The following is a 19,765-nucleotide window of genomic DNA, read 5'->3' as shown; positions in this document are numbered from 1 at the left end:
CCACACGCGCCCGCCTAGGCTCATAAAGAACCAAAAATATTCTGTTTATTCAATCGCTCATCCTCAGTATCAGAGAGCAAACAGGCAGAAACGGACGTTACAGACGCAATATGGCAAAAATTGCCTATATTCTATTGTGCCACAAGGACCCTGACGCAATCATCGCGCAGGCCGAGCAACTGACAGCCGCAGGCGACTGCATGGCCATCCATTTTGACGCGCGCGCCAGCGCGGTGGCCTATGACCGTATTCGCAGCGCGTTGAAAGATAATCCAAATGTGGCTTTTGCCGCCAAGCGCATCAAATGCGGCTGGGGCGAGTGGTCTTTGGTGCAGGCGACCCTGAATGCCGTGCAGGCTGCGGTGGATGCGTTTCCACGGGTCACCCATTTCTACATGCTGTCTGGCGATTGCATGGCGATCAAAACCGCCGAGTACATCCATTGGTTTCTGGACGAAAACGACAAGGATTTTGTGGAAAGCCACGATTTCTTTGCCAGCAACTGGATCAAAACCGGTATGAAGGAAGACCGGCTAATTTACCGTCATTTCTTCAACGAACGCACCCAGAGCAAGCGGTTCTATGCCGCATACAACCTGCAAAAACGCTTTGACCTGACGCGCGATATCCCCGCAGACATCCAAGTTATGATCGGCAGTCAGTGGTGGTGCCTGCGCCGCCGCACGGTCGAGATGATCCTTGATCTCCTGCAACAGCGCCCGGATGTGGTCCGCTTTTTCTCGACCACCTGGATCCCGGATGAGACGTTTTTCCAGACCCTAGTCCGCCATCTGATCCCCAAGGAAGAGATTGAGAACCGCACCCCCACTTTCCTAATGTTCTCGGATTACGGGATGCCGGTGACCTTTTACAACGATCACTACGACATGCTGCTGGGGCAGGATTACATGTTTGCCCGCAAGATCAGCCCCGAGGCGCATGAGTTGAAAGAGAGGCTGGGCCAGCTCTATGCCAGCGAAGGGGTCGAGTTCCAAATCTCGGATGAAGGGCGAAACCTCTATGGGTTTCTAACCGGGCGCGGGCGCGTTGGCCGCCGCTTTGGGCAGCGCTTTTGGGAGGCCGGGAATACCTTGGGTCCCGAACGCGAACTATATCTAATTGCGTGCAAAAAATGGCACGTGGCCAAGCGTCTGGTCGATCAGATCACGTCCGAGACTGACATTCCTTGTGTCGAATACCTGTTCAATGAAGAAGACACCCTTCTGCCTAATCTTGGCGGTATCGAGACGACGCTAACCAAGCGCTCCCGCCACCGGCGCGCGGTCGTGCGGATGTTGTTCGATCATTTCCAGACCGACAAGCTGGTACTGTGTGTGGACCCGGCAAATCTGGATATCATTCAGGATTTCTGCTCGGACCAGGTCAGGACCCGGGTTCTTGAGATCGAATGCGACTATTCTGACGATTACCTGATCGGCCATGCGCGGCGGGTCGGTCTGGCCGGAGAAAACAGCCCATCGGAAACCGTGGCGCGCCTTGTGCCGGCCTTGCGCAATTCGCTGGCCTATGAATCCGAGTTGATCCGGGGTGCGGGGTTCGAAGGATACTTGCGTATCCGCGAGGCCAATACGCGGGCTGAAAACGAAGAGGTAATGGCTGAATTTCTGAATGTCCCAGAAGACAAGGCGCAGGCCGTGATGAGACTGGATTATCTGTTTGCAGACTGATCCGGCGGCACCTGCCGATGCCGCCGGAAGGGTCAATCAGATGTCGAACTTCACGCCTTGGGCCAGCGGCAGTTCGGCTGAGTAGTTCACCGTATTGGTCTGACGCCGCATATAGGCCTTCCACGCGTCCGAGCCGCTTTCGCGCCCGCCACCGGTTTCCTTTTCGCCGCCAAATGCGCCACCGATCTCGGCACCCGAAGGTCCGATATTTACGTTGGCAATTCCGCAATCCGACCCGGCTGCGGTCAAAAACTGCTCGGCCTCACGCATGTTCAGGGTGAACACGCACGACGACAGTCCTTGCGGTACGTCATTCTGAATCTCGATCGCATCGTCAAAATCGTCATAACCCATGACATAGAGGATCGGAGCAAAGGTTTCGGTCTTCACCACATCGCTTTGGCCGGGCATTTCGACGATGGCGGGTGCCATATAGACCCCGGCAGGCACGCCTTCGGTCACACGGTTGCCGCCGAATACGGTGCCGCCTTCGGCTTCTGCAGCTTTCAGGGCTGCGGTCATGGCCGCACCCGAGGCTTCGTCGATCAGCGGGCCAATCAAGGTGCCCTCAGCCAGCGGGTTGCCAATGGGCAAACCAGCATAGGCCTTCTTCAAACGGCTCACCAATTCTTCACGGATCGAGCTATGCACAATCAGACGGCGCAGTGTGGTACAACGCTGACCCGCGGTGCCCACAGCCGAAAAGACAATCGCCCGCACTGCCATTTCCAAGTCGGCCGACGGACCGACAATCATTGCGTTGTTGCCGCCCAGTTCCAGAATGCATTTGCCGAACCGTTGCGCCACGATGGGGGCCACTGCGCGGCCCATACGGGTTGAACCCGTGGCCGAGATCACCGGCACATCCTCGCTGGCCACCAGCGCCTCGCCCAGCGCGGCGCCGCCGATCAGGGTTTGCAACAAGCCTTCGGGCGCGTCGCCGAACCGGGCCAGTGCACGTTCAAAGATTTTCTGACAGGCCATTGCCGTCAGCGGGGACTTCTCGGACGGCTTCCAGATCACCGGATCGCCACACACCAGCGCAAGCGCTGCGTTCCACGACCAGACTGCGACGGGGAAATTGAAGGCCGAGATTACGCCCACCGGACCCGCCGGGTGCCATGTCTCCATCATCCGGTGGCCGGGCCGTTCCGAGGCAATGGTCAGACCGTATAGCTGGCGCGACAGACCAACGGCAAAATCGCAGATGTCGATCATCTCCTGCACTTCGCCCAGACCTTCCGAGGTGATCTTGCCGGCCTCCCAGCTGACCAGCGCGCCCAGATCGTCCTTGGCGGCGCGCAATTCCTCGCCCAGCAGACGGATCAACTCGCCCCGGCGCGGCGCGGGCACGGTGCGCCATGCCTTGAAGGCCATTTTCGAACGGGCAAGGATGGCCTCCATGTCGGAAGCTGGGGTCTCATGCACCTCGGCCAGCAGGCTACCGTCAATCGGCGAGGTCACCTTGAGCGTGCCGCCGGTCAGTTCGGCCTCGGTCAGGTCCAGATTTGCCAGGGTGGTTTGCGCAGTCATCACGATGTCTTTCATATCTCAGGCCGCCTTGTTCTGTTCAGTTACGTCGCCGGCGCGATAGAGTCGGCCAAATTCAGTGTTGAGGAAATCGGACAGGTTCACCTGTTCCTGCCGGATAAATCCTTTTGCGGGCAGTCCCCCGGTGCGCATCAGGTCGACCACGCCCAGAACGCCTGCGGCGGTGGTGACCTGAATGGCGCTCCAGACCTGTCCGTTGAGGGTGCGGGCAAAGCTTTTGTTGATCAGGGATTTCTCGCGCAGCGCACCGTCAATCAGGCCCTTGGCAGTGCAATAGACCAGCACCACATCCTGATCGGTGCGCGGCAGCGCGGTCTCGAAGATGTCCTTCAGCAGGTCGCGGCGGCGCTCCAGCTCCAGATCCTTGAGCAGCAGCTTCAGGATATCGCAATGGCCGGGATAGCGGATCGAGCGATAGGATACCGCCCGCGCCTTACCCTCAAGCGTTTCGGGCAGCGTGCCCAACCCGCCGGAGGTGTTGAAGCATTCGTATTCCACCCCGTCATGGCCCAGCACTTCGTAATCTTCCAGCGGCGCGGTTTTCACGCGCTCGCCATTCACGATGGCATCGCAGGGGTTGCAGTACTCGTTGATCAGCCCGTCTGTCGACCAGGTCAGATTGTATTTCATCGCGTTGGTCGGATAGAGCGGCAGCGCCCCCACCCGCATGTGCAGACTGTCCAGCTCATCAAATTCGGCCGCCAGCGACGCGCCAGCAATGCCAACGAAGCCCGGAGCCAGACCGCATTGCGGCATGAAGGCGGTATCGCTGTCTTCGGCCAATTCGCGCACCGCATTGGTGGCTGCAACGTCTTCGGTCAGGTCAAAGTAGTGTGCCCCGGCGGTCTTGGCCGCCTTGGCAATCTTCGGCGTCAAAAAGAACGGAGCAGCTGAGATTACGGCATCAAACCCAGACAGTCCTTGGGTCAGTTGTGCCTCATCCCCCACATCGATCTGCCGGGTCGCAATCCCCTGTTTATTAAGCACCGATAACGCCGCCAGATCGCGGTCGGCAACGGTGACCGAGTAATTCGACGATGCTTGCAGCAGGCTGGCGATCATCTGACCAATCTTACCTGCCCCTATGACACAAATGTTCCAGCTCAAAACGCGCCTCCTCTTTCGTTTAGGAAAAGTATGAGGGGTGGGCTGTTCGATCCGCAGGGGTATTCTTGACGAAAACGCGGAAAGTTACGTCATTACGACGGTAATTTCGACATAATGTCAAAGCCATGACTGACAGGAAGCGGGCGGCAAAAGCTACAATCCGAACTCGTATAGTCAAATCAACAACATCGGTGATTTTTGTGTCCAAATGCGATACGGTACGCGCAATTGGGCCCATTTGTTCGCGCTGAACGTGCGCATTCTGTTGGCCCGGCCAGTGCAGATTAACCGTCGGGCCGGTCCTTTATTTCTGTTTGACCATAAGACGCCTGACACATGCCACAAGACGCAGCACTGGTTCTTTGACGACATTCACGGCTTTAGTTCAGGGGGGAACAGACGTGCCTAAAGACCCGATTGAAAACACTATTTCCTATCATCCAACCGAATCCGAATGGGCGCTGATACAAGAAGTTCTGCCCGCAGATGATCCAACCGTAATCCAACTGCATTTCGAGTGTTTCGAGGTGGCTGAGGATACGATCCTGCCATCGCAGGGCATGTATGTGGTGCTGGGGGGCGAGGTGCATCTGCGACAGGACGAGACGGTTCTGGCAACGGCCGATGCGGGCGACTATTTCTACGAGGAACATCTTGAGATCTTTGATATTCCCGTCAGCCTCGAAGCCTTGGCCACGCCCGGCACCAAGTTGGCTTATTTGTCCAGCAATCACTGGCTGGAAATTCCGACGGACATCCGCGAAGCCTGCTATGACACCCTGTTCGGTGATCTGGTCAGCGTGCATTTGCAGAACTTTCAGCAACCCATCAATTGCTGCAGCGTTACGGCAGCGGCGCTGAGCATGTCGGCGCTGGGGTTCAGTTGCGAGGTCAACGATATCTTTCGCGAATGTGCCCTGCCTACCTCCTTCGTGGTCAATGACGGTATTTCACTGGGTGAGCTTTACGACGTCGCCTGTACCTTCATCCACACCCAGGGCCTGCGCGACAAGGTGCAGGTTCAGGCCTATTTCATGGACGAGGCCACGACCTCGGTCGAAATTTTGCTGAAGGCGATCGACGAATCCAACCGGCTGGGTGGGGATAACGACATCCTGGTGGCAAATTTTCAGGTCGGAGTCGCCCATGGCAAACCGACCATGCCGGGTGGCCACTTTGCCATCATCGCCAAGTGCAATCCCAGCACCGGGCTGGTGCATATGATGGACGTCCACCCCGAGAAATACGGCAAGCTGTGGGTCACCACCATCGACCGGCTGTGGGCCGGAATGTCGGATCGCGACGGAACCTCGATGCGATCACGGGGCATCCTGCGGTTCTCAGCGCGTGAGGCGGTAAAGACCAACCTGCAGACCCTGCAGCAGGACTGCAACTATGTGGACAGCACGTTGTATCTGGCCAAAGACCCCAAGAAACGCCGCAACCTGTTCCGGCGGGCCAGCCCGAATATGAACTCGCTGGGGGTGCTGGCCGAAAGCCTTGCGATCCTTGGGGATGAGCAGGTCGATGAAGACAAGCTGCTGATTGCCACGCAAACCGATTACACCGAAGCCTTGAGCCGTGTGTCCACCGCCAAGGAAATGCACAGCCTTGCGCAGCGGTACCTGAGCCAATCGCCCGATGTGCATCTGGGCAGCACGTTCCACAGTTATGCCTTGCGACCTAATCCCGAGGAGATAACACCCGAGAAATGGTTCCAAGATCATTTGCGCTTGCTCAACAGCGATGATGATCGGCACCTGATGATCAACATCGACTTTAACCGCGTGCTGGGGTTTGAAGTCATCCGTCCGCCCGAGAACGTCTATCGTGAAACGGCCTTGCTTGAGGAATTCTGGTGCCTCTGCATCGCCTATGACGAGGATACCGATCTGGTGACCGTGGTGGATATGAGCCCCGCGACCTCGCAGGTGTGGCAGGCCCCGCGCGGGCATATCTTCCGCGGCCTGCGTGATGTGAAAAACCCAGCGATGCTGGTGATCGAGGAACACGACCCCCCAGAAGACCCCACCGACGTGGCCCGCATTGTCGCGACCAACCCGCTTGTGCTGTTTTACGCCGATGAGGACCCGTGGTCCTATATGCTGCGTAGTATCCTGTCCAATATCGGCATCACCAGCATCAAGCTGATCGACATAGAAGGCCACGGGGCCAATGTGATGAAGATCCGGCGGCAACTGAATGTGCTGACCGGTAAGGAAAAACCGCCTTACCTGTTTTTCCAGAACGAATGCCTGGGCAGGCGGTCGGACATTGTCGATATGATCCTGAAAGGTCGGTTGCAGGAACGGGTACACAAAGCCGGTCTACCGGTTCTGCTGCGCCATGAATCCCCCAGCCTGGACAAGAACATCTTTGGCTATCCCAAGGGCGGGTTGACCGATGCGCCGACCGAAAAGCGCAACGTATTGCTGTGCGCCTGCGGATCATCGGCAGCCGACAAGGTGCCGGAACTAGTGGAACGGATCACACAAGCCGGGCACAACGTGAAACTGATCCCCTCGGTCTCGGCCGAGAGGTTCTTTCGCGATTTCGGTGCCGAACGGATCGAGCGATGCATCACCCATAACGACTATTACCGCGACGATGACGAGTGGAACTTTCGCTACATCGAGTTTGGAATGCCCCTGCGCGCCTCGCATCTGGCGCTGTGTGACTGGGCCGATTGCGTGATCGTGGCGCCGGTGACCTGCAACACAATGGGCAAGATCGCCAACGGAATTGCCGACAACCTGCTGACCTCGGTCTTTGTGGCGTGGCAATACCGGAACAAACCGGTGATCCTCTGCCCCGCTTGCAACACCAATATGTGGAACAACGTCACCACCCAGAACAATGTCGAAAAACTGCGCGATCTGGGTATTGATCTGGTCGGGCCGCGCAAAGGGCGGCTGTCTAACGGCATGATGGGCATCGGTATGATGGCGACTCCGGATCAGATCATGGAGGTTCTGGACGAGGCCTTCGAGGAACTGGCCGATCAAGAACACAACATCTGCAAATGGGCGCAAGAGGCCGCCGCCTCGGATGAATTCGCGCAATGGGGCCGTGTATTTCAGGCCATCGACAACGGTATGGCTGGAATTGATATCGTTGATGACAGCAACGGCGACACCCTGTTGCACTACGCGGCAGGCGGCGAAGGCGAGATGAACGAGAGCGGGATGGATCTGGGCAAGCCCGACCTTGAGGCGGCACAGGCGCTGATCGACCGTGGCATCAACGTCAACGCCAGCAATGACCACGGCTTTACCAGCCTGCATGTGGCGGTAATGAACAACTCGGTCGAGATGGTGAAAATCCTGCTGGCAGCTGATGGGATCGACGCCAGTTCGTGCATCCAGTTCCTGCAGAATCCCAAAAACGCCAGAGACGCCAAAGTCTCGGACGAAATCCAGGCGATGCTGGACGATTGGGCCAATACTCACACTCTGACTGAGCTTGAGGATGAGGACGAAGACGATCTGATAGAAGACCGTGAAAAGACCCATCTCTACTTCACCTACGGATCGTTGAAGAAAGGCTTTCCCAATCACGATGCCCATGCCGAGGTGCTGGATGATTTTGTGGGCGAGGCGATCACCCGGCAACGCATGCCCCTGATCGTGCCGCACAAACCGTTCTGCGATAATCCGAACTGTGGGTTTTTGCACCGGATGGCCACGCTGGTCGACCAGAAAGGCCGTGGCAAGGCGGTGCGGGGCGAGGTCTATCGCGTCTCATCCACCGGGATGAAAGAGCTGGACAAGCTTGAAGGCTATCACGGCCCCAACTCTCCCGAAAATGTCTATGTCCGCAAACGGATCAACGTGTTGATCAACGGCGTGAAAAAACCCGCCTATACCTATGTGATCGCACACCCCACCAAGTATCTGGATGAATGGGAGCAGGGCACATCTGGGATTGTGGCTGAATACACGCTTGATATGGCCACCGGCACGCCAAAACCGGGGTTTCAACCGACAGCCTAATTGTGGGTTTCGATCACGGCCTCAACCTCGGGTCCGGCCTTTAGGCTGAGGTTGTAGCCCGTGATCGCCACCATGCACAGAAGGACAAAAGGCCAGAACGCGGCCTTTGGGTACAGGTTGTCCTTGTAATGGATAAGCCGCAGGGACGGCACAGCCTCGGATGCAAACAAGTAGGTGTTCACGGAAACCGCCAGCAACAGGAAATACATCAGGAAAAAGAACGACTCCATGTAGATCACCGGCGATCCGGCAAAGCCTTCACGCAGCTGTACATGGGCCAGCAGGATCACGAAAAACAAGACCGAGCATGTGCCGATCACGCTGGAGGTACTGAAATCATGCCGTTCGACCAAATCGGGGCGGCGGGTCACCGTCATTACCGCACCGAACAGCAGCATCGTCACCACGATCAACGGAATCATGTGGACAATGAAAGCGTTCCCGAAATTGCGCTTGATGACGAAGTTATAATGCAGTTCCGGCAGGTTGGTCTGGAACTCGTTTTCGCCAATTCCCAGCGTTGTATCCAGATCGGACAAGCGATAGTCGAAATAGGTGTTCTCACGCTCCCACGTGCCCATGACGATGCGAGGATCTATGCCAAAAATATCATCCGGCCCGGTGGCGGGATAGGACGAAAAGTCAGGAATTAGAGCCACATTTACATCAAACTCACCGGGCCAAAACCGGACCCAGACGGTTTTATGGTCGAACGGATAGCTGGTGTAGTCAAAGCTCTGCCGCAGGGTCTGTTCAAAATACCAGCCAATCAGGGTCACGCCGTCCTGATCCATCCTATAGGCCTCTTCGATTACGCCATTCGCGGCATCGACGGCCTCGGGCAGGATGAACCCGATCTCTTTTTCGGTTGGCTTGATCGCGTCATGAACGCCGTCTTCGAAATGTTGCCAGACGTAGCCGCTCACGCGCACGTCGCTGGCGCCGGTAAAGCTGAAGGATTTGATGAAGATGCCGGTTTTGACCCGATAGTCGGGCAAATTGTCCAGCTTTTGCAGATACTCATCGACTGAGGCCTCATCTGGCAATTGCGTCGGGTCGCCCTCGAAATGGTTCAGCGCGACCAGAAGTTTGAACAGCACGACGGCCAGAGCAAGCGTCAGGGCACCGGAAATCAGCCAAACCTTCTTTTCGATGCTCATTCAGCCCCTCGCCCGCTCAATTCAACCGCCCGACCAGAGATTGCGTGATGCCCATCTCGGAAAAGCGCGCGCCCAGCGCTTCGAAATCTTCATGTGCTGACATGGGAATGCCCCAACCCCCGCACGCGGCCAGAACCCTGGTGTGCTGTATCGACAGGTCGACCATTGGCAGGGGTTCCTCGGCGGTGAATTTTGCCAATGCGTCCGCATATTCAGTCGCCCGGTCCCATTCCTGCCGTGCCAGCATGACGGCGCTGGCATCGGGATAAAAATGCAGGTGGCTGTGGCCAACGCAACCCTCGGCAATGATCTGGGCGCCCAGTTTCAGGTGCTGATCCTGTTTATTAGGGTCTGTTTCCGCCATGGCTAGCGCCGACAACGCCTTGGGCCCCACGAAATTCCGACCATGTTCGAGCGCAATATCGACAGCCCGCTGACCGGTTTCCCGAGCATCGTCCATCTGCCCGGCGTAAACCTGTGTGCGGGCCAGATGCTCCAATGCCTGCGCCTCAAGCCGCTTTGCGCCTACGCGGCTGGCAATTTCGGCCGAAACTGCGAAGGTCTCCAGCGCCCGATCCAGCTCACCCAAAAACGTATGCGCAACGCCTAGGCAGGTCTGGGCCACACATTCCGGCACAAAGGCAAAATACTTCTGGGACACCTCGATGGCCTCTTGTGCATCCAGCTTGCCCTGCGCCACATCGCCGGTATAGCTGCGCGCCACGCTGAGGTTGTGCAGGTTCGCTGCCAGATCACGCACTAACCCCTTTTCTCGTGCCCGTTCCACCGCCTGCGTATAGAACCCCGTGGCGGTCTGCATGGTCGCGTTCATGAAATTCGCATCGCCGAAACCGCTGAGCGCACCGACCTCAAGCCGCGCCGATTCCAGCTTTCTGGCCAGTGTTAGAGCCTTTTCATTGCTTTGCAGGGCGTCCTCGACCCGACCCAGAGGGAAATACACATTGCCACGGACATAGTTGATCTGGGCAATATCGCGTTCCGATCCACACCGCTCTGCAGCTATCTCGGCCGTACCTAGGCTTTGCAGGGCGTCTTTGTACAAACTGGCCTGCCGTGCGGCCTGCGCCAACCCAATATGGGCGCGGGCGGTCTGTTCATCCGTTTCAGCCAGATCAGCGGCTTCTTTGAATTCGCGCAAGGCGTCATCCGACAGGCCCTGCAAACGGTGGGTTTCACCGCGCGCGCAAAACAGATCGAACCGCACCCCGGATGGCGCGGGCAATTCCAAGGCCCGTTCGATCAGCGGGCTGGCATCATCAAACTGGAACGCCTGAATCAATTTCTCGGCAGCTTCCAGATACGCTTGTGCCGCATTGGTGGCACCTGCCCGGTCCAGATGTTGCGCCCGCAGGGTGGCATCGCGATCCTCGAACCATTTCGCGGCCTGACGATGCAGCCGCGCGCGTTCGGATTTCACCAGCGTCGCATAAGACCCGTCGCGGATCAGCGCGTGGGCAAACATCAGATCGGTTCCTGCCTCACGAATCAGGGCGGACCGGATCAGGGTCGAAGTGTCCAGATGCCCTTCACCCAAGACATAGTTCAGCACCTCGGGCGAGAACCTCTGACCCAACACCGAGGCCGCTTGAATCGCCGCCCGACTGCGCCGGTCCAGCGCATCCAGCCGCGATTGCACGATTCCCTGAATGCTGCCCGGCACGGATTCGCGTTTCAGAACATCGATATTGCGCAAGAGCTGTTCCAGAAACAGCGGGTTGCCCCCGGCGCGCTTTACGCAGGCATCCAGCAGTTCGGGGTCCACGCCGGTGAACTCCTGAACCAACTGTCGGGCCTGCTCATCCCCCATCGGCGCCAGTTCCAGCTTCGAGATCAGCGCGCCTTCGGTGCCCATTTGCCATTCACGGTTGATCGGATCGCCCTCGACCCGGCTGGTCATCAACAGTACACAAGGCAAATCTCGCGTGGTCGCGGCAATATGGGCGCAGGCGGTCAGAATTTCGGGGGCGGCCCAGTGGATATCCTCGATCTGGATGAGCATCGGCGCGTCACGACTGCGTGCCGCGATCAGCTCGTCGATCACTTGCCGCCTTCCGCGTTGGCGGGTGGCGTTATCCATCACAGCATAAACTTCGGCCAGGCCAGGGTCCTGCTCCAGTTCCAAAAGCGCGTTCAGATGCGCCACGTTAGACGGCGACACCCAGCCCTTGGTCACCGCATCCTGCGCCATTGCAGCACCGGTGGCAGCGTCATCTGTGGGTTGCAGCCCCAGAATGCTGCGAGCAACGGATTGGATGGCTGAATGCCCCTCACGCGCGCCGAAATCCATGACCACGCCGTTGTGGATCGAGTATCCGAGCCCCGCAGCCATTTCGGCAACCTGTTCGGACAGATGGGTTTTGCCGATGCCCGGCTCACCCAGAACGATATGCACCTCACCCTTGCCGTGCTGCTGGCAGCGATCGAACGTGGCCGAGAACAGCGACATCTCGCGTTCGCGACCGACAAATCGGTGCCGACGTGACCGGATGTTGCGCGCCATTCGATCCAGACGCCACAGTTCGACCGGTTCGTTCAGCCCCTTGATCGGCTTTTCACCCAGCGACTCGCCGACAAAAAGCGGCCCTAACGCGCGCTGAATGTCATGGGACACCAAAGTATCACCCGGCGTCGCCATATCGGTGATGCGCGACGCCAGATTAACGCCGTCGCCCGTCACCGTGTATTCTGTATGGGCCTGACTGCCGGTTGTGCTGGCGATCACCTGACCCGACGCGATGCCGATGTGACACGACAGAGGCGGGTTCAAAGCGGGCAGCACTGCATGGATTTCCAGCGCCGCCCGGGCGGCCCGCTCGGTATCGTTGGTGTGCGATATCGGCGCTCCAAACACCGCCATCACCGCGTCCCCGATATGCTTGTCGATCCGACCACCGAATTTTTCGACCACATGATCCACCTTGGCAAAAAACGCGTTCAGCAGTTCATGCATGTCCTCGGCGTCCAACTCGCTGGTCAGGCGAGTAAAGCCGGTCAGGTCGGCGAACATGACTGTCACCTGCCGCCTGGCGGGCTCCAGCGGGGTTTCGGGCTCATAGGGTTGAACGGTTTCGACAGTCTCAAGCTCAGCAATCGCGCGCAGCAGCCTGCGGCGGTCTCCGACAGCGGTCACTCCGATTTCGATCAGGTCTTCGCCCGTCAGATCGGGCAAAATTGCGAAATCAATTTTGTTATCCAAAAAGGCTTGCGCATAGTCAGATAGTCCAAGTGTGCTTAGCCAGTCCCTAAGGTCCTGAGACATGTCGCCCCTCTGAAGCCCCCAACTTCAGTCACAGACCTAGCACAGCAGACCCGTCTGAGTCTGCAATGGTTAACGAATTTAATGTTTATGTACGCCCATATGCACGAAACAGGAGCATCTGACCGCAGAGATTCAGGATGAGCTTATCGAGATTTGCCGCGTTCAAACCTGTAACACCGTGTGGCCTTATCAGATTTCAGCTTGTGAATGGCACGCGTGCCTCATCCAGAGATGTCTGCCCGCTGGGCAAGGTCAGATCATGGATCACCGGATTCGACCGGGCGATAACCCGGCCTTTGCGCACCACGGTAAGACGATGGGCGCGCAGGCGGATCGCCTCGATCTTGTCGTTGGCCTGCAGCAGCACGAAATTCGCATCGCAGCCCTTGGCCACGCCGTAGCCCTGCAACCCCATGATCCGGGCCGAGTTTTCGGTCACCGCATCGAAACACCAAGCCATATCGGCCCGGCTTGAGAGTTGTCCCACATGCAGCCCCACAAAGGCCACGTCTAACATGTCGGCCTTACCCAGCGAATACCAAGGGTCCATCATGCAATCCGATCCGAACCCCACAGTGATCCCTGCATCGCGCAATTCGCGTACGCGGGTCTGGCCGCGGCGTTTGGGATACGTGTCGTGGCGGCCCTGAAGCATAATGTTGATCAACGGGTTTGGGATTGCATGTACCCCGGCTTCGACCATCAGAGGGATCAGTTTCGATACATAGTAGTTGTCCATCGAATGCATCGAGGTCAGATGCGACCCCGCCACCCGTCCGTTTAGACCCAATCGTTGGGTTTCATAGGCCAACGTCTCGATATGGCGGCTTTGCGGGTCATCGCTTTCGTCACAATGCATGTCGACCATCAAGCCACGTCGGGCCGCGATTTCGCAAAGCTGACGTACAGAGTCGGCCCCGTCCGCCATCGTGCGTTCGAAATGCGGAATACCGCCCACCACATCCACACCCATATCTAGCGCGCGGATCGTGTTCTGCATCGCGGTAGGGTCGCGCAGAACACCGTCCTGCGGAAAGGCAACCAGTTGCAGATCCAGGTAGTCCTTCACCTGCTCGCGCACTTGCAGCAGGGCTTCAACACCCTTCAGCTCATCATCGCAGGTATCTACATGGCTGCGGATCGCACCAATCCCCTTGGCCACGGCCAGCTCGCAATACCGCATTGCACGTGCGACGATGTCCTCGACCGTTTGGATCGGCTTCAGCTCTCCCCACAACGCGATACCTTCCAGCAATGTGCCCGAGACATTCATGCGCGGATTACCTAGCGATAGAGTCGCATCCATATGAAAATGCGGATCAACAAAAGGGGGAGAAACCAATTGGCCACCCGCATCGATTACTTCGCCAGCTTCGGCTGTGATCTCGGATTCAATCGCGGCGATCTTGCCATCCGCGCAGGCAATATCAATGCCAGTCTGGCCATCGGTCAGGGTGGCATTCTTGACGATCAGATCGAACATGACGTTTCCTATCGTTGGCCCTTGAACCAGGGGGTGAGCAATGCACGCGGATAATCCGCCGACCGCGCCGCAACCACAAGGGCGATGATCGAGAGGATATAAGGGGCCATCAGGAATACCTGACCTGGCACCAGCGCGCCGATCTCGGTTTGCAGCCGCACCTGCAACGCATCAAAGGCCCCGAACAACAACGCGCCCAACAGCGCCTTTCCAGGCCGCCAACTGGCAAAGATTACCAGCGCGATGCAAACCCAGCCGCGCCCGTTGACCATGCCGAAGAAGAAGGCATCAAAGGCGCTCATCGTGAGGAAAGCCCCGCCCAAAGCCATCAAGGCCGAGCCCGCGACAATGGCCCCGATCCGCAGCCCGTAAACCGACAGGCCTTGTGCATCGACACTGTCCGGGTTGTCTCCAACCGCCTGAATGGCCACGCCCAGGGCGGTGCGGTTCATCACATACCAGACCACCGCCACCATGAGCAGAGCCAGCCATGTCAGTGCGGTTTGCTGGAACAAAACAGTCCCTAAAAAGGGTAGATCTGACAGTACGGGCAAATCCAGTGGCTGAAATGGCTCGATCCGCGGCGGTGACGACACGTTCGGCAATGCGGTGCGATAGGAGTAATAACTGACGGAGGTTGCAAACAGAGTGATCCCCAGCCCTGAGACATGTTGCGACAGACCCAGAGGCACCGTTAGGATCGCGTGCAATAGGCCAAAAAAGGCCCCGGCCAGCGCCGCGACCAGCACGCCGCCCCACAGCCCCGCGCCCAGCCAGACCGCCATCCAGCCGCACATCGCTCCGACGACAAATATCCCCTCGATCCCGAGGTTCAGCACACCCGCCCGCTCGCAGATCAGCGCGCCTAATACGCCAAAGATCAGCGGCGTGGCGATGCGCAAGGACGCGGCCCAGAAGCTTTCGGAGAGCAGGATATTAAGGATATCCATCATGACGTGACCCCTGACGTGCTGGCCCGAACGATCCGGTAGCGGGCAAAGAACCCACCAACCAACACGCAAAGCAACGAAACCGACACCACCAGATCGGCCAGAAAAGACGACACGCCCATTGCGCGGCTCATACTGTCAGCCCCTACGAACACGGATGCGATGAACAACGCGGCGATCACTACGCCCACAGGTGACAGCCCCGCCAACATGGCGACCACGATGCCGGTATAGCCAAAGCCCGGCGACAGGTCCGAGGTCAGATACCCCTTGAGCCCGGCGACCTCGCTGACCCCGGCCAGCCCCGCAAGGCCACCAGACAAGATGGCCACGCCAAACAGCGAGCGGTTTACATTGATCCCGGCATGGCGCGCGGCAGCAGCGTTTTCCCCCACCGCCCGCAAACAAAATCCCCAAACCGATCGGGCCAGCATGAATTGCGCCAATCCGGCTAGTATCAGAGCCACAATCAACCCTGAATGCACCCGCATCCGCTCGATCAAAGGCGGTAACATACCCTGATCCAGGATAGGGGCGGATTGGGGCCATCCCAGGCTCATTGGGTCCTGTAGGGGCCCTTCCAGCATCATCTGCACAAAGATCAGAATGATGAAATTCAACAGCAACGTAGTCACCACCTCATCCGCGCCAAAACGGATTTTCAGATAGGTCGGGGCAACCATCCCTGCCGCACCCGCTGCAGCACCCAGCACGACGATCAGCGGTAATAACAAGATACCATGGACATCCAGCACCCCCGACCCAACCGCCACAGCCGCCATCGCACCCAGATACAGCTGCCCTTCGGCCCCGATATTCCACAGCTTGGCGCGGAACGCCAAAGCGGCGGCCAGACCGGTAAAGATCAGTGGCGTGGCGCGCGTCAGCACCTCGGAAAATGCGAAAACAGAACCAAATACGCCGCGAAACATCTCTTGATACGCCAGAATAGGGTTCGCCCCCGCGGCCAGCAATGGAATGGCGGCAAACCCCAGTGCAATTATGGCGGACAGGATTGGAACACCCAGGGTAAAGGCTCGAGACTGAGTCTGGCGCGGTTCTATGCGGATCATGCCGGTTCTCCTGCCATCATCAGCCCGATCTGTTCGCGGTCGCGGCCGGGGGCCTCGTGCAATTCGCCATCGCGGATCACCACGATGCGGTCGGCCAAACCCAGAATTTCATCAAGATCCTCTGAGATCAGAACTACTCCGGCCCCGCGCGCGCGCGCCTCAAGCAGGCGGCGTCCGACCTCGGCAGCAGCCCCCATGTCCAGACCACGCGTCGGTTGATTGGCCAGGATCAAACGCGGTGCCCGATCAAATACCCGCGCCAGAATAAGCTTTTGTATATTGCCACCCGACAGCAACCGCGCCGGGGCTTCGACACCCGGCCCACGCACGTCATAAGCCTTTGCAAGGCGCGCGGCGTTCTCTTCGATCGCCTCACGTCGCAGCAGGCCGCGCGATTGCACGTCGCTGTCACCCAATCGCTCGATCACCATGTTTTCAGCCACGCTCATCGCGCCAACGATGCCTTCGTGGTGGCGATCTTCGGGGATACGACCCACGCCCGCCCGTATCATCGCCGCGGGGTTGAGCGTGCCGATTTCAGCTCCATCCACCTTTATTAGACCCTGTTCTGGCTGAACGAGACCCGAGATAACATTGGCCAACCCGCTTTGTCCGTTGCCCGAAACCCCAGCGATCCCGAGGATTTCGTGCGCATGCACGGTTAGGTCCACAGCACTGAGCGTATCGCGCTTGGACCGGCCAGCGACTGACACGCCGGACAGGCTGAGTACCGGAACGCCCGGCGCCATGGTGCCCCCGGCAAGTTCCGGCGTATCCGCCCCGACCATCATTCGGGCGATAGATTTCTCATCCGCTTCGGATGTAGCTAGTTCACCAACTTTGCGTCCGTGGCGCAGCACCGCGATCCGATCAGAAAAGGCCAGAACCTCGCGCAGCTTGTGGCTGATGAAAATGACCGATAGCCCCTCATCCGTCATCATCCGGATGTTTTCGAACAATGTGTCGGCCTCTTGCGGGGTCAGCACGGCGGTGGGTTCGTCCAGTACCAAAATTCGCGCCTGCCGATACAGGGCTTTCAGGATTTCCACCCGCTGCCGTTCACCCACCGACAATCGTCCCACGGGCGTACCCAGCGGCGCGGTCAGGCCACTTCGATCTATAATGGCCTGAATCTTTTCCCGCGCCTCCTGCCGGTTGCGGCGCAGTGCAAGCAGGGGTTCTGAGCCCAATGTGATATTATCCAGGGCCGAGATATTCTCGGCCAGCGTGAAATGCTGATGCACCATGCCCACGCCTGCGGCCAGCGCCACCTGCGGGTGACCCAATGGCAAGGGCTGCAGAACACCCGCCTCGTCAGCAACGTCGATAGACCCTGAATCGGGCAAATAATGCCCGAATAACATATTCATCAGCGTGGTCTTGCCCGCGCCGTTCTCGCCCAGCAATGCCAGAACCTCGCCCTTGTTCAGGATCAGGCTGACATCGTCATTGGCGACGACGGGACCAAAGCGTTTGCTCAGCCCGTTGAGTTGCAGAACCGTGGAGTCTGTCATTGGAAACACGGGCCAGTTGCAGAACCGGCCCGAGCAGTATCAGTTATCCGAGACCGGGCGGTCATCGTTGACATTCACCCGGAACAGACCGTCCAGAATCTCGGCCTGACGGGCATTCACCGCCTCAAGAACCTCGGCCGGAACTAGCTCTTCATCCAGAACCATTGACCCGCCGCCATAACCCATAAAGCTGTACTGGCCGTAATCCGCAGCCTCGAACGAGCCGCCCGCAACATTGGCGATGGCCTTGTCGATGGTCGGCTCCATATGCCACAGGGCTGAGGCCATGATCGTGCCGGGGTAGTCGCCCGACGTGTCGATGACGTTGCCTACGGCCTTTACACCACGCTCAACCGCCGCATCCGAGACACCAAAGCGTTCCGCGTACATGATATCCGCCCCCGCATCCATCATCGCGATGGCGCTTTCCTTGGCCTTGGGCGGATCGTACCAGCTGTCGATGAAGGTCACGAGGAATGTGACATCCGGGTTCACTTCACGCGCACCATCCATGAAAGCGTTCATCAGGCGATTTACCTCGGGGATGGCATATCCGCCGACCATGCCGATCACGTTCGATTCCGTGGCAGCCCCTGCCACCATGCCAGTCAGGTAAGACGGTTCGTGAATCCAGTTGTCGAAGACCGAGAAATTGGGCGCCACCGGCCCAAAGGAAGACCCCATCAAAAAGGCGGTGTCGGGATAATCCTTCGCCACCTTGCGCGCGGCGCGTTCCAGGCCAAACACCTCGCCCACAACCAGCTGTGCGCCCTGTTCGGCATATTCGCGCATCACACGTTCATAATCTGTGTTCGCCACATTTTCCGAGAACACGTATTCGATGTCACCACGCTCGGCTGCGGTGTTTAGGGCCTTGTGTATGCGGCTGATCCATTGCTGTTCCACCGGCAAGGTATAAATCGCCGCGACCTTGACGGTTTCCGCTGCCGCCAGACCGGCGGAGAATAGGGTTGAGGCAGCCGCCACAGCGGCCAGCAGTACTCTTCTTGAAAATATTGTTTTTGTCATAACACTCTCCTGTCTGGCAGGATGGCAGCATTTTTTTACTGTTCAGTCAATTTTTTCATCCATGTCCCATGGGAACATGACTGTATCTCAGACAGTTTCGGCCGTGTTTCTAAGGTTGGGGTATGGTCAAGCGCTTAGGCCCAAAGCTCATGTTTTGGTGCCATAGGGCAAAGCGGCACGACACACGTTTTACGTGTGTCTGGCGTAAAAGTTTGTAAGCACGTATCTAAAGGATAATTCCGGTGTCACGGCACATTACACCAATCTAAAAACTAAAGACTGCCGCAATGGTTTTCCCGGTGACAGCGCGCCGTATTGGCGCACTACTATTCATTTGTTTGAACAGCGGGTCAGTTGGTGCCCACTGTGCTTGTGGTGCTGTTTGACGACCCGCCGCCACCGCCGCCCGAGGCAGCCACACCTACTGCGGCCGCAGCCACGCCAAGTGCGGGCGCGACAAGAGGTACAAAACCAGTCACACCTTCAGCCGCAGCTGCAGCCGCCGCATCGTCCAATGGGGCTACACGAGTAGGATCGACAGGCTCCGGGGTCGTCCCGTCGGTCGCGTCCTGCGCAAAGGCACTTGTGGTTGAAAGGGCCAGAACCAACACGGTCGCTCTGATCATCATGAATCTCCTAAAACAAGTCTTGGCCGGACGCTATCACACCCGTTCGGAGGTGAGAATGCCATTGCTGAAAAAATTTCTATAAACGTGCAGATAAAATCTGCTTTTTCAGAGGCTTGCCACAGATCCGCGCCCGCAGCCCCCCAGACGCATTTGCTTAAATTCAAGGGTGACCTGCAACGCTATCCGGCCCGGCCACACTGCCGTTAACTCTTCAATTGCAGAATTGCCACAAGGTGTTTTGTGGATATTTTTTTGGCGGTTTGTTTCGGGACGTTTGTATTGAAAGTTGTTAGTGAGGCGCCGATCGAA

The 19,765-nt window shown here is 58.0% G+C and carries 13 protein-coding genes; 2 read left to right on the top strand and 11 right to left on the bottom strand.

Annotated features, from left to right (window positions below; all coding sequences use genetic code 11):
• Positions 1–110 precede the first annotated feature (110 nt).
• The gene (locus tag ACR0M2_RS16395; RefSeq protein ID WP_226689684.1) at positions 111–1,688 is read left to right on the top strand and encodes a DUF5928 domain-containing protein; all 1,578 of its coding nucleotides are present in this window, start codon (positions 111–113) and stop codon (positions 1,686–1,688) included.
• 36 nt (positions 1,689–1,724) lie between these two features.
• Here ACR0M2_RS16395 and amaB read toward each other — a convergent pair whose 3' ends face one another.
• The gene (gene amaB, locus ACR0M2_RS16390) at positions 1,725–3,236 is read right to left on the bottom strand and encodes an L-piperidine-6-carboxylate dehydrogenase (protein ID WP_170413133.1); all 1,512 of its coding nucleotides are present in this window, start codon (positions 3,234–3,236) and stop codon (positions 1,725–1,727) included.
• Between the two features lie 3 nt (positions 3,237–3,239).
• Positions 3,240–4,346 (bottom strand): saccharopine dehydrogenase family protein, encoded by a 1,107-nt coding sequence (locus ACR0M2_RS16385; protein WP_480706080.1) that lies wholly within the window; start codon positions 4,344–4,346, stop codon positions 3,240–3,242.
• A 401-nt stretch (positions 4,347–4,747) separates the two neighbouring features.
• On the opposite strand from ACR0M2_RS16385, the gene ACR0M2_RS16380 reads away from it, so the two are divergent.
• Positions 4,748–8,338: a flavoprotein gene (locus ACR0M2_RS16380; RefSeq protein WP_480706077.1), complete on the top strand. Its 3,591-nt coding sequence runs from the start codon at positions 4,748–4,750 to the stop codon at positions 8,336–8,338.
• Here ACR0M2_RS16380 and ACR0M2_RS16375 read toward each other — a convergent pair.
• From ACR0M2_RS16375 to ACR0M2_RS16335, 9 genes are all read right to left on the bottom strand, one after another.
• Entirely contained in the window at positions 8,335–9,498 is a 1,164-nt protein-coding gene (locus ACR0M2_RS16375; RefSeq protein ID WP_170399338.1) for a hypothetical protein, read from the bottom strand. The two genes, ACR0M2_RS16380 and ACR0M2_RS16375, sit on opposite strands and share 4 nt — an antisense overlap.
• Positions 9,499–9,514: 16 nt before the next feature.
• Entirely contained in the window at positions 9,515–12,778 is a 3,264-nt protein-coding gene (locus ACR0M2_RS16370) for an adenylate/guanylate cyclase domain-containing protein (protein WP_480706075.1), read from the bottom strand.
• Between the two features lie 196 nt (positions 12,779–12,974).
• Entirely contained in the window at positions 12,975–14,261 is a 1,287-nt protein-coding gene (locus ACR0M2_RS16365) for an amidohydrolase family protein (protein WP_480706073.1), read from the bottom strand.
• Between the two features lie 8 nt (positions 14,262–14,269).
• On the bottom strand, positions 14,270–15,211 hold the full coding sequence (locus ACR0M2_RS16360) for an ABC transporter permease (RefSeq protein WP_170379394.1): 942 nt from the start codon (positions 15,209–15,211) through the stop codon (positions 14,270–14,272).
• Positions 15,211–16,284: an ABC transporter permease gene (locus tag ACR0M2_RS16355; protein WP_480706071.1), complete on the bottom strand. Its 1,074-nt coding sequence runs from the start codon at positions 16,282–16,284 to the stop codon at positions 15,211–15,213. The genes ACR0M2_RS16360 and ACR0M2_RS16355 overlap by 1 nt, the downstream gene beginning before the upstream one ends.
• Positions 16,281–17,798, bottom strand: coding sequence for an ABC transporter ATP-binding protein (locus tag ACR0M2_RS16350; protein ID WP_480706069.1), 1,518 nt, complete (start codon positions 17,796–17,798; stop codon positions 16,281–16,283). Before ACR0M2_RS16350 ends, ACR0M2_RS16355 begins: the two co-directional genes overlap by 4 nt.
• A 39-nt stretch (positions 17,799–17,837) precedes the next feature.
• Positions 17,838–18,827: a BMP family protein gene (locus ACR0M2_RS16345; protein ID WP_170379376.1), complete on the bottom strand. Its 990-nt coding sequence runs from the start codon at positions 18,825–18,827 to the stop codon at positions 17,838–17,840.
• Positions 18,828–19,177: 350 nt separating this feature from the next.
• Entirely contained in the window at positions 19,178–19,453 is a 276-nt protein-coding gene (locus tag ACR0M2_RS16340) for a hypothetical protein (protein ID WP_170351938.1), read from the bottom strand.
• Between the two features lie 108 nt (positions 19,454–19,561).
• Positions 19,562–19,765 (bottom strand): hypothetical protein (locus tag ACR0M2_RS16335; RefSeq protein ID WP_480706067.1); only part of this gene is annotated, 204 nt, incomplete at its 5' end.

This window comes from Ruegeria sp. BE10 (assembly GCF_056538905.1).
Note: the sequence above shows the minus strand (reverse complement) of the source record. Positions and strands in the feature narration are given on the sequence as shown.

What these genes read in the sequence shown, in the direction of transcription:
- ACR0M2_RS16395 (WP_226689684.1), top strand. Translation starts at nt 111, where the DNA reads ATGGCAAAAATTGCCTATATTCTATTGTGCCACAAGGACCCTGACGCA.
- amaB (WP_170413133.1), bottom strand. Translation starts at nt 3,236, where the DNA reads ATGAAAGACATCGTGATGACTGCGCAAACCACCCTGGCAAATCTGGAC.
- ACR0M2_RS16375 (WP_170399338.1), bottom strand. Translation starts at nt 9,498, where the DNA reads ATGAGCATCGAAAAGAAGGTTTGGCTGATTTCCGGTGCCCTGACGCTT.
- ACR0M2_RS16370 (WP_480706075.1), bottom strand. Translation starts at nt 12,778, where the DNA reads ATGTCTCAGGACCTTAGGGACTGGCTAAGCACACTTGGACTATCTGAC.
- ACR0M2_RS16365 (WP_480706073.1), bottom strand. Translation starts at nt 14,261, where the DNA reads ATGTTCGATCTGATCGTCAAGAATGCCACCCTGACCGATGGCCAGACT.
- ACR0M2_RS16360 (WP_170379394.1), bottom strand. Translation starts at nt 15,211, where the DNA reads ATGGATATCCTTAATATCCTGCTCTCCGAAAGCTTCTGGGCCGCGTCC.
- ACR0M2_RS16355 (WP_480706071.1), bottom strand. Translation starts at nt 16,284, where the DNA reads ATGATCCGCATAGAACCGCGCCAGACTCAGTCTCGAGCCTTTACCCTG.
- ACR0M2_RS16350 (WP_480706069.1), bottom strand. Translation starts at nt 17,798, where the DNA reads ATGACAGACTCCACGGTTCTGCAACTCAACGGGCTGAGCAAACGCTTT.
- ACR0M2_RS16345 (WP_170379376.1), bottom strand. Translation starts at nt 18,827, where the DNA reads ATGACAAAAACAATATTTTCAAGAAGAGTACTGCTGGCCGCTGTGGCG.
- ACR0M2_RS16340 (WP_170351938.1), bottom strand. Translation starts at nt 19,453, where the DNA reads ATGATCAGAGCGACCGTGTTGGTTCTGGCCCTTTCAACCACAAGTGCC.